Origin of the sequence: Ruegeria marisflavi (assembly GCF_025673445.1) — a bacterium.
GTDB classification, from domain to species: Bacteria; Pseudomonadota; Alphaproteobacteria; order Rhodobacterales; family Rhodobacteraceae; genus Ruegeria_B; species Ruegeria_B marisflavi.
In genome coordinates this window covers 298,424-311,529 of sequence record NZ_JAOVQN010000002.1, presented here as the reverse complement: position 1 = coordinate 311,529, position 13,106 = coordinate 298,424, and the positions used below count along the sequence as shown (strand labels likewise).

Sequence of the window (13,106 nt, the reverse complement as noted above, 5' to 3'; positions counted from 1 at the left end):
CCGGCGGTTCACGGCAGGAAGAACGGTTCGGGTTCAGGTTTGCCGCGCGGTTTGCGCGGCTTTGCCGTCTGGCCCCGGATCAGGCGGGCGCGCAGCCAGCCCGAAAACCAGTCCATCAGCATGACCATTAGCACGATGAGCAGGATGTAATAGGCGACCTCTTCCCAGTCCTTCTGGGTGATGATCGCCTGGGTCAGGAGAAGGCCGATGCCGCCGCCGGTGATGGCGCCGATGATGGTGGCGCTGCGGGTGTTGGATTCGAGGAAATAGAGCACCTGGCTGAGCAGCACCGGGGTGATCTGCGGGATCACGCCAAAGCGGTAGCGCTGCGCGGCATTGGCGCCGGTGGATTGCACGCCCTCGATCTGCTTGGCATCGACGTTTTCCAGCGCCTCGGAGAAGATCTTGCCGAAGGTGCCGCTGTCGGTGACCAGGATCGCCAGCGCGCCGGTCAGCGGGCCGGGGCCGAAGGCGCGGGCCAGCACCACGGTCCAGATCAGCGCGTCAACTCCGCGCACGAAGTCGAAGACGCGGCGCACCGCAAAGCGGACCGGCGCCAGCGAGTTGAAGTTGCGCGCGGCAAGAAAGGCCAGTGGCAGGGCGATGATGGCGGCACCAAATGTGCCGAGAAAAGCCATCAGGATGGTCTCGCCAATGGCCCAGGCCACGTCGCCGTGCCGCCACATGGTATTGTTCCAGAAATCGTGCCAGATCGCGCCCGCCTCGCCCTGTGCCGCGCGGCGGGCCAGGTCGGCGGGGGACAGACCGTGATAGGGGCTGTCGAGGGTGAACCAGAACAGTTCCCACCCGGCGAAGTAGCGGAAGACTTCGGACCGGTTGCGGGTCACGGTCAGGCGCCCGGCCTCGGTGGTGACGGTGATGCGGTTTTTCGACTGGTTGATCCAGTCGGGCAGATCGCCCGGCGGCAGTTCGGTGACCACGCCCTGTGTGCGGGTCGGTGTGGCGCGCAGGGTGCCATAACCGGGAATGTCGTATTCCACCGTCTCGGGGCCAAAGCGGACGACATGGCCGCCCGTGAGGTCGATCACCGTGGTCTCGCCCAGCCTGACCCAGTCAGGCGCCTGCCCTTCGGGCCATGTGCCCTTGCGCTCGCCCTCGACCGCGACGGACACCGCGCCCGTGCGGTTGTCGCGGGTGACATGGGTCTTGTAGCTGTAGCTGTCGGCGATCAGCGTGCGGCCGTTTTCCCAGTTTGCCCGCGCCGCCAGCCCCGGCACGTCGAAGGCGAAAACGATATAGGCCAGATAGGCCAGCACCAGCGCAGGCAGGCCAAAGCCCAGCAGCCGCTTGCGAGTGAAAAGACGGTCGGCCTGATGTTTCAGGTGGATCAGGTCCAGATCGGTGGTGGCGGTGCTCATGTCGTGGCTCCTGCCCGGGCGCCATGGGTCAGCCGGGCGCGCAGGCGGTCCGAGAGCTGATCCACCGCGACGATGGTGACAAAAAGAAGAAGGAAGATCGCCGCCGCCTCGTCGTAGCGTCCCTGCCCCCAGGACATGGCATTGCGCAGTTCGTAGCCGATGCCGCCCGCCCCGACAAAGCCGAGGATGGCCGAGGCGCGGATGTTGATCTCGAACCGCAAGAGCGCGTAGCTGACGAAGTTGGGGCCGACCTGCGGGATGACGCCCAGATACATCCGCTGCGCCCAGTTGGCGCCGGTGGATTCCAGCCCCTCGACCGGTTTCAGCGAGACATTCTCGGCAACCTCGGAGAAAAGCTTGCCCAGCGCCCCGGCGGTGTGGATGGCGATGGCGATCATCGCGGGCACCGGGCCGCCGCCAAGGACGAAGATCAGCACCAGCGCGATAACGATCTCGGGCACCGCGCGGCAGATATCGGCGATGCGGCGAAACAGCGGGATGAGGCGCGGCCAATAGGCAAGACCGCGCGTCGAGAGGAGCGCCAGAACGGTGCCGCCCAGGGTGCCCAACAGGGTGGCGGCGGCGGCGATGTTCAGCGTCTCGACCAGCGCGGGCAGGAAATGCACCAGATGGGCGGGCAGTTGCGCCGATTTCTCCAGCGCCTCGGACAGCACCTCGGCCGGGTAATCGAGGATGCGCCGCCAGCCGTCGACGAACCCGCCGGCGTTGCGGTCGTCGGCAGTGCGGAACCCGGCCGCCATCAAGGACACGAAGAGGATCAGGAGGATACCGCCATAGACCCGTTTGCGCCGGGTCAGCGCGGTGTAGTCTTCGCGGATGCGTGCCAGGTCGCCTTGCCCGGCGGTCAGGTCTGTCATGGAATGCTCCCGATGCAGGAACGGGGTCCGCTTGGCGCGGACCCCGCCTGAAGTAATGAACCCGGATCAGTTCGACTTGAGCTTGCGCGCCTCGATGATCACCTCGTAGGCCTCATGGGTGATCGGCATGAAGCCCTTGGCATCGCCCTGGAGCACGCCATAGGCGCACTCCTCGTCCATCGACTTGAGCGAGGCCAGGAGGCCGGTCATCTTGACCTTGACATCGGCAGGCAGCGCCTTGCGGACGACAAACGGGCCTTCGGGGATGGGTTTCGACTGCCAGATCTGCACCAGGTCGTTCATGTCGACCAGACCGGCATCGACCGCCTTGCGCAGGGCGCCCGAGTTGAACCCGTCTTCCCATGCGCCCAAACCGTCGGCCCAGGTGACGCCGCCGTCAACCTCGCCATTGCCGACCGCGACGATGGTCTGCTCGTGGCCACCGGTGAACTTGACCTCGGCGAAGTAATCGCCCGAGGTCATGGTGGCGCCGGTTTCCTGCGGGATCTCGATCGAGGGGATCAGGAAGCCGCTGGTCGAGTTGGGATCGCCAAAGCCAAAGACCTTGCCCTTCATGTCCGCCAGCGAGGTGATGCCGCTGTCCTTGCGGGCGAACCCGATCGAGTAATAGCCGTAGCCGCCGTCATTGTTGACCTTGACCAGGATCGGCTCGACCGCTTCGGGGTCGCTGAGATAGGTCTTGGCATAGCCCGAGGCGCCCAGCCAGGCCATGTCGATGGTGCCGCCCAAGAGGCCCTGAATGACGCCGTTATAGTCAGCGGGGGCGAACAGCTTGGTCTCGACGCCCAGCAGATTCTCGGCCTTTTCGCGCAGGCATTCGTTCGAATTCAGACGGTCCTGGGCGTTTTCACCGCCGAGAATGCCGATGCGGAATTCGGTGATCTCCTGCGCCAGCGCCGGGGTGGCAAGGGCGGTGGTGGCCGCCAGAACGGCAACAAGCTTTTTCATCTTTGGTCTCTCCGGTTGGTTGATCCGGCCCATCCCAAGGCCGGGATTGCGGTGGATAAGGTCAGATCGCGGCCTCGGCCCGATAGAGGGCGTCCTGCGCCGCATCGAGCGTGTCGATCTCGGTCGAGGTCGCGGCCTCGGAAAAGCTGGCATCGGCGCCATAGATCTCGCGCGCGACGCCGGTGGTGAGCTGCTCGGGCAAGCCGTCGAACACGATGCGCCCGTCGCGCATGCCGACGACGCGGTCGCAATAGCGGCGCGCGGTATCGAGCGTATGCAGGTTGGCGATGACGGTGCGGCCGTCCTCCTCGTGGATGCGGCGCAGGGACTGCATGACCACCTGCGCGTTCATCGGGTCGAGCGAGGCGATGGGTTCGTCGGCCAGGATGATCGCCGGGTCCTGCATCAGGGCGCGGGCGATGGCGACCCGCTGTTGCTGGCCGCCCGACAGCGCCTCGGCCCGCTTGGCCGCATGGGCGGCGATGCCGAGCCGGTCGAGAATGTCGATGGCGCGGTGGATATCCTCGGTCGGATAGAGGTTGAACATGGTGGCCAGCGTCGAGCGGCGGTTGAGCGTGCCGTGCAGCACGTTCGAGACCACATCCATGCGCGGCACCAGGTTGAACTGTTGAAAGATCATCGCGCACTGCGCCTGCCAGGCGCGTTTTTCGACGCCGCGCAGGCGGGTGATGTCGCGACCCTGAAACAGGATGCGGCCGTCGCTGGCGTCACTCAGCCGGTTGATCATCCGCAACAGCGTCGATTTCCCCGCGCCCGAGCGGCCGATGATGCCGATCATGCAGGGCTTGTCCACGTCCAGCGTCGCGGCATTCACCGCTATATTGTCGCCGAAACGCTTGGTCAGTTTTTCGATCCGCAGCACGTCTTTCCCCCGGTCTTGTTGAGGGGGCGTGCTAAGCCCGCCAGACGAAGCCGATATGTCAGGGGGGTGAAAGTTTTGTAACGCGCCCCGTCCCGCGCCCAAGGTTCTGGCGCAAAAAATCCAGAACCGCGCGGGTGCGGGCGGGCAGATGTGCCCGGTCGGGGTAAAGAGCCCAGACGCCGGTGTCGAAGCCGGTCGCGGTGACCTGATGGCCAGGGAAAAGATCGACCAGCGCACCGCTTGCCAACGCCTCGGCCGCCAGCCAGTTGGCCAAGAGCGCGGGCCCGAGACCGAGGAGCGCCGCCTCGCGCAGCGCCAGCGCTCCGGACAGGATCAGGGTGCCGTCGATGGGCACCTCTTCGGTCTCTCCCCGGGTGTCGCGGAACAGCCAGCGGGTGCGGTATTCAGGCAAGGCCATGCGCAGGCAATCGTGCCGGGAAAGGCCCGTGGGATGGTCCGGGGTGCCGTGCTGCGCCAGATAGCCGGGGGCGGCGCAGACATGGTAACGGGTCCGCATCAGCCGGGTCGAGATCAGGTCGCCGCGTGGTGCGGGGGCCAGACGCAGGGCCAGGTCGATGCACTCGGCCACCAGATCGCGGGGCGCGTCATCGAGCAGGAGTTCCAGCGTGATCTCGGGACAGGCCCGGCGCAAGGCGGGCAGATGCGGTAGTACGCAGACCTGTCCGAAAGCGGTGGAAGTGGTGAGCCGCACAGGGCCGCGCGGCGCGCGGTCGGCCCCGGCTGCCTCATCGCGGGCGGCCTCAAGCGCCTCGACCAGCGGTTCGATCCGGGTCAGGTAGTCCTGCCCCGCCTCGGTGACCGACAGCCGCCTTGTGCTGCGGTGGAACAGGCGAAAGCCCAACCTGTCCTCGGCCCCGGAAAGCAGGCGCGAGAGCGCCGAGGGGTCGGTGTCGAGCACGCGGGCGGCACCGGCAAGACTGCCATGCCGCGCGATCAGCAGGAGGGTTTTCAGGGTATCCGTGTCCATTCATGTAGATTTTGCACGAATATGATGGGAAAGACAGCATTTTTCCGCATCATTCGCCCGCCTAGTGTCCGTCCGGCATAGCAGGAGAAGAGACATGACCGATCTGACAGGACAGACCGTGGTGATCACCGGCGCAAGCCGGGGTATCGGCGCCGCCACGGCACGCCATTTCGCGGGCCTTGGCGCGCGGGTGGCGCTGCTGGCGCGCGATGGCGCGGCGCTGGCGGCGCTGGTGGGCGATATTGGCGATCAGGCGATGGCCCTGCCCTGTGACATGGGCGACTGGGCGGCGGTCGCGGCGGCGGTTGCAGCGACAGAGGCGCGGTTTGGCCCGATCCACGTGCTGGTCAACAATGCCGGGCTGATCGACCCGATTGCCCGGCTGGCCGACAGCGACCCAAAGAACTGGGACCGGGTGGTGGATGTGAACCTCAAGGGCGTCTATCACGGGCTGCGCGCGGTGCTGCCGGGGATGCTGGCCGCCGGGGGCGGTACGGTGCTGAACCTGTCCTCGGGCGCGGCCACCTCGGCGCTGGAGGGGTGGAGCCATTATTGCGCCACCAAGGCGGCGGTGCTGGCGCTGACCCGCTGCGCCGACCGTGAGTATCGCGACCGGGGCATCCGGGTGATCGGGCTGAGCCCCGGAACGGTTGCGACCGGGATGCAGGTGCAGATCCGCGCCTCGGGGATCAACCCGGTCAGCCGGCTGGACCCTTCGGCGCATATACCGGCCGATTGGGTCGCGCGCGCGCTGGCCTATCTCTGCGGTTTGGGGGGCGATGCGCATCGGGGGGCCGATTTCTCGCTGAAGACGGCCGAGGGCCGGGCCGAGGCGGGTCTGAGCTGACCCTACCCAACGGGGGCGGGAGCCTGTATAGGGCGGGCGACTCTGTTTCCACCGTGAGGCCGCCATGAGCTTTGACCGCAAGATCAAGATCGCCCCGTCGATCCTGTCCGCCGATTTCGCCAATTTCGGCGCCGAGATCCGCGCCATCGAGGCAGAGGGCGCCGATTGGGTGCATGTGGACGTGATGGACGGCCATTTCGTGCCGAACCTGACCTTTGGCCCCATGGCGGTCAAGGCGTTCCGCCCGCATGTAAAGACGGTGATGGACGTGCATCTGATGATTGCGCCGGTCGATCCCTATATCGACGCCTATGCCGACGCGGGTGCCGATGTCCTGACCGCGCATATCGAGGCCGGACCACATATTCACCGCACGCTTCAGGCGATCCGCGGCGCGGGGATGAAGGCGGGCGTGGCGCTGAACCCCGGCACCCCGGCCGAGGCGGTGGCACATCTGCTGGATCTCACCGACCTCATCTGCGTGATGACGGTGAACCCCGGCTTTGGCGGCCAGAAGTTCATCGACATGACCGCCAAGATCGCGCGCCTGCGTGAGATGATCGGCGACCGGCCGGTGCATATCGAGATCGACGGCGGTGTGGACCCGAAAACCGCGCCGCTGGTGGCGCAGGCCGGGGCCGATGTGCTGGTGGCGGGCTCGGCGGTGTTCCGCGGCGGTTCGGTCGACAATCCGGGCGTCTATGGACAGAACATCCGCGAAATCCGCGCCGCCGCCGAGGGCGTCTGGGCCTGACCCTTTCAGGCCGGCGGGCGCTCCCGCCCGTCGTCGAAGTTTTCTGGCGAAAACATCTCCTCCCGTTGGGCCCGGCGCCGCGCATCCGCGCGGCGCGCGGCCCAAAGCCGCCAGCGGGTCCGGCACAGCCGGGCCTGCGCGGGCGCGGGAGAACACCCTGGGCGGAACCGTCAAAAACGGTCGGGGAACATCAGCATTGCCGCCTCGATATCGTAGGCGCTGGAAAACGAGTCCGGCGACCGGGTCAGCATCTCATCAAGAAACTCCCTGCGGGACCGCTGCGCCTGAACGCTGTCCGGTTTTGACCGGCCGGTTTCCGTCGGGCGCCGGAACCAATCCGAAAGAGGGTTTCCGAAAAAGGGGAAGGGAAGGCTGGAGATGATCATGGACCTGAACCTTGCGATGCGGAAGACGGGATCAGGATAGCCCGCCCTGCCCCTCTGCTGGTATCCGGCGCGATTTTGTGCTGTTCTACAAAAATGAAGAGCGGATTGCGCGACTGGTCCAACCTGCCTGTCTTCCTCGCCGTCATGCGGCAGGGATCGACCCTGGCCGCTGCCCGCCAGTTGGGCCTGGCGCAGCCGACGGTGGCGCGTCGGATAGATGCGCTGGAACATGAGACCGGGCTGATCCTGTTCGACCGCGACACGCGCGGCTTTCACCCGACCCAGGCAGCCCAAAGACTCCTGTCGCTGGCCGAGGCGGTCGAGGCGGCGGTCGATACCCTGGCCGAGCAGGCCGCCGCCCTGGCGCATCCGCGCCCGATCCGGATCACCGCCTATGGCGGCAACCTGTCGCCGCGCGTTCACGCCATCTTCAGCACCTATGCGCAGGCGCATCCCGACATTGCCTTTGAATTCCTGCCGGATGTCCGCGTGCTGGATCTCAAAACCGGCGAGGCCGATATCGCGCTGCGGCTGGCGCTTAGCGACCCTGACCCGGATCTGATCTGCCGCCGGATCAGCACCGCGCAATGGGGTCTGTTCGGCGCCCCCTCCTATGCCGAGAAACACGGTCTGCCCGCATCGCCCGAGGCGCTGCACGGACATCGCTTCATCAGCTTCAAACGGCAGGGGGTACCACCGCGCCTGCATGACTGGCTGGCCCGGCATGTCGCGCCGGAACAGATCGTGCAGACCCATTCCGAGATCGACCTTGTCCATGCCGCGATCCGCGCCGGGCACGGGCTGGGCCTAGTCAACCTGCGCCTGGTGGGCGACGATCCCGCCTATGTCCGCTGTTTCGGGCCGATCGAGGAGCTTTCGCTGCCGCATCTGTTGCTGGTCTCGCCCCAGGCCTGGACCCGGCCCGAGGTCAAGACTTTCGTCCGTTTCTTTGCGCCGCGCTATGCCGCGATCTATCGCTAGGCGCCCTTCCCGGTCACTTTTATCCGCGTCAGGTTTCTTTCTGGTCAATAATACTCCCGCCGGAAGCGTCCGGCCTTGCTGCGGGCGCTGCCGGTCGGGCCTTGCCTTTTTGCTGCCCGCTGCTCAGGATACGGGCCGAGCAAGATAACAAGTGAGGCAAGGCAGTGCCCGATAAAGTTTCCGTCGCCGCTGAATGTCTGGGGGTCAAGGTGCCCGCATCCCGATTTCTCAACGACACAAGGATCGATCGGATCAATGCCGCCCGCTATGAGGGGCAGGAGATCGCGGGCGCGCTGCATGTCACCTGCGCCGAGGACCGGGTGCTGGAGATTGGCGCGGGCCTTGGTATCGTCGGCGCCGTGGTGGCACAGAACGCAGGTCCGCAGGCGGTGACCTCGTTCGAGGCCAATCCCGAACTGGTGCCCGAGATCGAGGCGCTTTATGCGCTGAACGGTCTGGGCGACCGGATTTCCCTGCGCAACCAGATCCTGATCAGCGCGCCGGACCGGCCCGAGAGCATGCCGTTTCACGTGCGCAGCAGCTATCTGGGCTCGTCGCTGCTCAACCCCGCCGGACGGCCCTCGACCTTGGTCGAGGTGCCCACCGCCGATTTTGCGGCGGTTTGCGCCGAGACCGGCGCGACCGTTCTGATCATGGATATTGAGGGCGGCGAGCTGGAACTATTGCGCCATGCCGACCTGGGTCAGTTCCGCGCCGTGGTGCTGGAGTTTCACCCCGAGGCCTATGGCGTCGAAGGCATGCGGGAATGCAAGGCGATCCTGACCGAGGCGGGGTTTCAGCGGGTCGAGGAGAAGTCGACCCGCACTGTCTGGACCTGTCTTCGCAATCAGGCCGGGTAAGTCGCCGGGCAGAAGCCACCGATGCGCTGGGTCAGCGCCAAAGCCGAGGACTTGATCTCGGCCCGGATCAGCGCCTTGAGCTCGGGCGTCATGCGCGACACCGGGGCGGCCACAGCCAGGGCGCCGATCGGGATCTGGTCAGGGCCGAATATCGGCGCTGCATGAGAATGCACATCCGCCTCGAACCCGCCCACCGATTCCGCGATACCGGTTCGGCGCGCCTCGTCCAGCGCCGCGCGCAGGCGGTCGGGGTCGGTTTCGGTCTCGGGCGTATGGCGGGTCAGCGGACCGGCCAGCACCTCGTCGGCGAAGCCCGGCGCGGCGAAGGCGAGATAGGCCAGGCCCGAACCGGTGGCGTGGAACGACAGGACCTCGGCATCCTCCATCGCCACGCGGGTGCCGTGTCGGCTACTGTAGGCATGGGTCAGCGTGGTCAGGCGGCCGTCGCGCTGCAAGGACATATGCGAGGTTTCACCCGTCACCTCGCAAAGGTGGCGCAGCACCTCGCGCGAGACCGACAGCAGCGGCACCGCCGCCTCTCGCAGCGCGGCCAGGCGCAGGAGTTCGGCCCCCAGTCGGTAAGCGCGGTCGCCGTCGAGCTGTTCCACGAATCCGGCGGCCTGCAATTCACTCATCATCCGGTAGACGGTGGCCTTGTTCATGCCGGACAGGCGGGTCAATTCGCTCAGGCCCATTTCGAGCCGGGTGTGACTGAACAACCCCAACAGTGACAATGCCTTGGTTACCGTACCCATCCGCCGTTTTCCGCCCCTGTCCTGCCCGCGATCCGGGCAACCCCACAAATTCAGGGCGCCTTTTCGCAGAAACAGTTGACAGATGGTAGTCCGGCCTGTCAATCTGTATTTAAACCACAGGTTCACATAATGAACCGACAGATATAAAGATAGGAACTGGGAGGACCAAATGACGATCAAGACCAAGATTTCAGGCGCGCTGGCCACTGCGGCCGTCGCGCTGACCGCCGGAGCGGCGATGGCCGAATACCCCGAGAAGCCGGTGAACTTCATCGTGCCCTGGCCGCCGGGTGACCTGGAAGACGTGCTGACCCGCATGATCGCCGAGGATTTCCAGAACAAATACGGTGTCGCGGCGGCGGTGGTGAACAAGCCGGGCGGCGGCGGCGGCCCCTTCCCGGGCGCCATCGAGGTCGCCAATGCCCCTGCCGACGGCTATACCATCGGATCTTTCGTGATCGGGGTGCCGGTGATGGGCCACCAGATCGACATCGCGCCGCTGACGCCCGCGAAATTCGACCCGCTGGGGATCTTCCTGACCTATCCCTTTGTCATCGCCACCTCGGGCGACGCGCCCTATAGCAGCATGGCGGAGCTGGCCGAATACGCCAAATCCAACGAAGTCGCGCTGGGCCATTTCGGCGATGTGCTGACGCCGACGCAGGTGACCAAGGCATTCGCCAAGAATGCCGGTTTCGAATGGGGCTCGGACGCGGCCTTTGACGCGCTCGACTGCAACACGCTGGCCTCGGGCGACGCAGATGTGATCAACACCACGCTGCAGCTGATCCTGCCCTGTCTCGACAGCGTCAAGGTGCTGACCTCGATCACCGACCAGCGCATCCCGCTGGTGCCGGATGCACCTGCCATCGGCGAACTGGATGCCGATCTGAACATCGCGCTGTGGAATGGCCTCTTCGTGACCAAGGACACGCCGCAGGACGTGCGCGACAAGATCGTCGCCGTCGCCAAGGAATCGATGATGAGCGAGCGTGCCCAGACCGTCGCCAAGGAGACCGGCGCGCTGGTCTATTGGCAGGACGCGGGCGACAGCGCCGCGCGCATCGAGAATGACATCGCCACCATGGCCCGTATCGGCGGCCTGCTGGAATAACCCTGTCCGGACCGGGGCGCCCTGCCCCGGTCCCTTTCGTCGGAACCCTTCCCCATGCCCACTGAACGCGAACGCCGCTTCGTCGGACCCCGGCGCGGCCAGCTGATCTTTGCCCTGTTCTTTGTCGCGGTCTCGATCCTGTTGCTGAGCCAGATCGGCAGCCAGACGAAATGGGTCGAGAAATCCAAGCTGTTCGCCCAGCCCCGGTTCTGGCCTGCGGTGGGTCTGGGCGGCATGGTGCTGCTGGGGGGCGTGCATCTGTACCTGATGCCCTGGCGGCGGATCACCCGCTGTGACGTGACCGAGCTGCGCAAATGGGCGCAGGTGCTGGAATTCGCGGTCTGGTTCATGGCCTATGTCGTCCTGGTACCGCTGATCGGCTACCTGCCTGTCACCATGGCGTTCATGCCGCTCCTGACCTGGCGCATGGGCTATCGGCAACCCAGGATGCTGTGGCTTTCGGTGGGCTTTGCCGTCGCGGTCGTGGTGCTGTTCAAGGGGTTCCTGAGCGTCAAGATCCCCGGTGCCGCGATCTATGAATATCTTCCCGGCGCGCTGCGCAGCTTCTTTATCCTGTATCTCTGATGGAACTCCTTCAATCCGCCCTTGAAATCCTGATGCGCTGGGACGTGGCGCTGGCACTCCTGGCCGGATCGGTCGGCGGTGTCCTGATCGGTGCCATTCCCGGTGTCGGCCCCGCCGTCGCCATCGCCATCCTGTTGCCCGCCACCTTTTCCATGGATCCCATCGTGGGGCTGACCGTGCTCCTGGGTATCTATGGCAGTTCCATGTATGGCGGCGCCATACCGGCGATCCTGATCAACACACCCGGCACCGCGGTGAACGCGCTGACCACCTATGACGGGTATCCGATGACCGCGCGGGGCGAGCCGCGCCGGGCGCTGAGCCTGGCCTATTCCGCCAGTTTCTTTGGCGGCATGTTCTCGGTCATCTGTCTGATCCTGTTCGCGCCGGTGCTGGCCAAGGTGGCGCCGCTGTTCGGCAGCCGCGAGATCTTTCTTGCCGCGCTGTTAGGTATCATCCTGGTGATTGTAGCCCATCGCGGTCAGTCGCTGATCGCCGGTGCCTTGGCAGCGTTTGGCATATTCATCCAGTCGATTGGGCTGGAACCGGTGAAATACACCTCGCGCTACACCTTTGACCAACCGTTCCTGTCGAGCGGCATCAACCTGATCGTGGTGGTGCTGGGCCTGTTCGCGCTGAGCCAGGCCTTTGTCCTGCTGACATCCGAGGACGAGAAGATCCGCATGACGCGGCTGCGCGGCGGCCTGTTCCAGGGCCTGCGCGAATTGGGCCGCCACCCGCGCGTGGCGACCGTGTCGGCCAGTTTCGGCGTGATGATGGGGATGATCCCCGGCGTGGGCGAGTTCACCGCACAGTTCATGTCCTATACCTATGCGCAACGCACCTCGAAGCGGCCGCAGGACTTCGGCAATGGCTCGTCCGAGGGGCTGATCGCTGCCGAGACCGCAAATAACGCCGTGCCCGCCGCCGCGATGGTGCCGCTGTTGGCCTTGGGTATTCCGGGCGAGGCGCTGACGGCGATGATGCTGAGCGTGTTCTACGTGCATAACGTGGTGCCGGGGCCGGGCCTGTTCCAGAACGACATGCCGTTTGTGGTGGCGCTTTATATCGCCCTGCTGATCCTGAACATTCTGGTCCTGATCTTTCTGCTCTTTGCCACCAAGTCGCTGATCCAGGTGGTGCGCATCCCCAACCGGTTCCTGGGGGTCTGCATCCTGACGCTCAGCTTTGTGGGGGTCTATTCGCTGCGCAATTCGGCGACCGACTGCGTGATGGCGGCGCTGTTCGGGGTATTGGGCTATATCCTCAAGCGCCTGTCGCTGCCCTCGGTCCCGATCATCCTGGGCATGGTCCTGGGCGGCATCATGGAGGTCAAGCTGCGTGCCGGAATGGCGCGGGTGAAGGAGCCGCTCGATTTCATCGACCGTCCGGTGGCGTTCCTGCTGTTCGTGGCGATCCTGCTGGTGCTGGCCTCGCATTTCCGGCGGGTGATCCGCGAGCGGGCCGATCTGCGCGCGGCCGAGCGCGGCGTGCAGAAATCGTCGCACCGGTTCGGCAACATGCTGGGACGGCGCAGGCAGATTTTCCTGAAGGACCGGTTCAAGAGGGTCCGGGCCCGCCACGCAAAACGCCTGAGCAAGTTCAAGGACCTGTTCTAAGCCTGGCCGCTGCCGCCCGCTCTCTCCCTCGGGTGGCGGCGAACCCAAATCGGACCCTGCGTCGCTTTGCGCCTTTCCCCTTGATCTCGACAGGCTGGCGGATCACCC

General features: G+C 65.6%; 14 protein-coding genes. 7 read left to right on the top strand and 7 right to left on the bottom strand.

The genetic code is table 11. From position 1 onward, the window contains the following. Positions 1-8: 8 nt before the first annotated feature. From phnE (OEZ49_RS03455) to OEZ49_RS03435, 5 genes are all read right to left on the bottom strand, one after another. Positions 9-1,379 carry a phosphonate ABC transporter, permease protein PhnE gene (gene phnE, locus OEZ49_RS03455; protein WP_263387011.1) on the bottom strand — a complete coding sequence of 457 codons (1,371 nt, stop codon included), beginning with the start codon at positions 1,377-1,379 and terminating at the stop codon, positions 9-11. Further along, positions 1,376-2,257, bottom strand: coding sequence for a phosphonate ABC transporter, permease protein PhnE (phnE, locus tag OEZ49_RS03450; RefSeq protein WP_263387010.1), 882 nt, complete (start codon positions 2,255-2,257; stop codon positions 1,376-1,378). The genes phnE (OEZ49_RS03455) and phnE (OEZ49_RS03450) overlap by 4 nt, the downstream gene beginning before the upstream one ends. 66 nt (positions 2,258-2,323) lie before the next feature. Next, the gene (gene phnD, locus OEZ49_RS03445; RefSeq protein WP_263387009.1) at positions 2,324-3,226 is read right to left on the bottom strand and encodes a phosphonate ABC transporter substrate-binding protein; all 903 of its coding nucleotides are present in this window, start codon (positions 3,224-3,226) and stop codon (positions 2,324-2,326) included. 61 nt (positions 3,227-3,287) lie between these two features. After that, positions 3,288-4,109 carry a phosphonate ABC transporter ATP-binding protein gene (gene phnC, locus OEZ49_RS03440; protein WP_263387008.1) on the bottom strand — a complete coding sequence of 274 codons (822 nt, stop codon included), beginning with the start codon at positions 4,107-4,109 and terminating at the stop codon, positions 3,288-3,290. Between the two features lie 58 nt (positions 4,110-4,167). After that, on the bottom strand, positions 4,168-5,097 hold the full coding sequence (locus OEZ49_RS03435; RefSeq protein ID WP_263387007.1) for a LysR family transcriptional regulator: 930 nt from the start codon (positions 5,095-5,097) through the stop codon (positions 4,168-4,170). 94 nt (positions 5,098-5,191) lie between these two features. Here OEZ49_RS03435 and OEZ49_RS03430 point away from each other — a divergent pair, with 94 nt between their 5' ends. After that, positions 5,192-5,944: an SDR family oxidoreductase gene (locus OEZ49_RS03430; RefSeq protein WP_263387006.1), complete on the top strand. Its 753-nt coding sequence runs from the start codon at positions 5,192-5,194 to the stop codon at positions 5,942-5,944. Positions 5,945-6,008: 64 nt separating this feature from the next. After that, positions 6,009-6,698 carry a ribulose-phosphate 3-epimerase gene (gene rpe / locus OEZ49_RS03425; protein ID WP_263387005.1) on the top strand — a complete coding sequence of 230 codons (690 nt, stop codon included), beginning with the start codon at positions 6,009-6,011 and terminating at the stop codon, positions 6,696-6,698. A gap of 170 nt (positions 6,699-6,868) precedes the next feature. Here the strand turns inward: rpe and OEZ49_RS03420 are convergent, their stop codons facing one another. Further along, on the bottom strand, positions 6,869-7,084 hold the full coding sequence (locus OEZ49_RS03420) for a hypothetical protein (RefSeq protein WP_263387004.1): 216 nt from the start codon (positions 7,082-7,084) through the stop codon (positions 6,869-6,871). A 105-nt stretch (positions 7,085-7,189) separates the two neighbouring features. Here OEZ49_RS03420 and OEZ49_RS03415 point away from each other — a divergent pair, with 105 nt between their 5' ends. Together OEZ49_RS03415 and OEZ49_RS03410 are read left to right on the top strand one after the other, a co-directional pair. Continuing rightward, positions 7,190-8,065, top strand: a complete 876-nt coding sequence (locus OEZ49_RS03415; protein WP_263387003.1) for a LysR family transcriptional regulator — start codon at positions 7,190-7,192, stop codon at positions 8,063-8,065. A 164-nt stretch (positions 8,066-8,229) separates the two neighbouring features. After that, positions 8,230-8,925, top strand: coding sequence for an FkbM family methyltransferase (locus OEZ49_RS03410; protein ID WP_263387002.1), 696 nt, complete (start codon positions 8,230-8,232; stop codon positions 8,923-8,925). Here OEZ49_RS03410 and OEZ49_RS03405 read toward each other — a convergent pair. Then, on the bottom strand, positions 8,913-9,680 hold the full coding sequence (locus OEZ49_RS03405) for an IclR family transcriptional regulator (RefSeq protein ID WP_263387001.1): 768 nt from the start codon (positions 9,678-9,680) through the stop codon (positions 8,913-8,915). The genes OEZ49_RS03410 and OEZ49_RS03405 overlap by 13 nt on opposite strands. A 169-nt stretch (positions 9,681-9,849) precedes the next feature. Between OEZ49_RS03405 and OEZ49_RS03400 the strand changes: the two genes are divergently transcribed. The 3 genes from OEZ49_RS03400 to OEZ49_RS03390 are packed head-to-tail and all read left to right on the top strand — an operon-like array spanning position 9,850 to position 12,998. Beyond that, positions 9,850-10,794, top strand: a complete 945-nt coding sequence (locus OEZ49_RS03400) for a tripartite tricarboxylate transporter substrate binding protein (protein WP_263387000.1) — start codon at positions 9,850-9,852, stop codon at positions 10,792-10,794. A gap of 54 nt (positions 10,795-10,848) precedes the next feature. After that, a complete protein-coding gene (locus tag OEZ49_RS03395; RefSeq protein ID WP_263386999.1) occupies positions 10,849-11,379 on the top strand; it encodes a tripartite tricarboxylate transporter TctB family protein in 531 nt (176 codons plus the stop codon). Then, positions 11,379-12,998, top strand: a complete 1,620-nt coding sequence (locus OEZ49_RS03390; protein ID WP_263386998.1) for a tripartite tricarboxylate transporter permease — start codon at positions 11,379-11,381, stop codon at positions 12,996-12,998. Before OEZ49_RS03395 ends, OEZ49_RS03390 begins: the two co-directional genes overlap by 1 nt. Positions 12,999-13,106: the final 108 nt, after the last annotated feature.

Coding starts and splice junctions, on each gene's coding strand:
- phnE (WP_263387011.1), bottom strand. CDS start 1,379: ATGAGCACCGCCACCACCGATCTGGACCTGATCCACCTGAAACATCAG.
- phnE (WP_263387010.1), bottom strand. CDS start 2,257: ATGACAGACCTGACCGCCGGGCAAGGCGACCTGGCACGCATCCGCGAA.
- phnD (WP_263387009.1), bottom strand. CDS start 3,226: ATGAAAAAGCTTGTTGCCGTTCTGGCGGCCACCACCGCCCTTGCCACC.
- OEZ49_RS03435 (WP_263387007.1), bottom strand. CDS start 5,097: ATGGACACGGATACCCTGAAAACCCTCCTGCTGATCGCGCGGCATGGC.
- OEZ49_RS03430 (WP_263387006.1), top strand. CDS start 5,192: ATGACCGATCTGACAGGACAGACCGTGGTGATCACCGGCGCAAGCCGG.
- rpe (WP_263387005.1), top strand. CDS start 6,009: ATGAGCTTTGACCGCAAGATCAAGATCGCCCCGTCGATCCTGTCCGCC.
- OEZ49_RS03420 (WP_263387004.1), bottom strand. CDS start 7,084: ATGATCATCTCCAGCCTTCCCTTCCCCTTTTTCGGAAACCCTCTTTCG.
- OEZ49_RS03405 (WP_263387001.1), bottom strand. CDS start 9,680: ATGGGTACGGTAACCAAGGCATTGTCACTGTTGGGGTTGTTCAGTCAC.
- OEZ49_RS03400 (WP_263387000.1), top strand. CDS start 9,850: ATGACGATCAAGACCAAGATTTCAGGCGCGCTGGCCACTGCGGCCGTC.
- OEZ49_RS03395 (WP_263386999.1), top strand. CDS start 10,849: ATGCCCACTGAACGCGAACGCCGCTTCGTCGGACCCCGGCGCGGCCAG.
- OEZ49_RS03390 (WP_263386998.1), top strand. CDS start 11,379: ATGGAACTCCTTCAATCCGCCCTTGAAATCCTGATGCGCTGGGACGTG.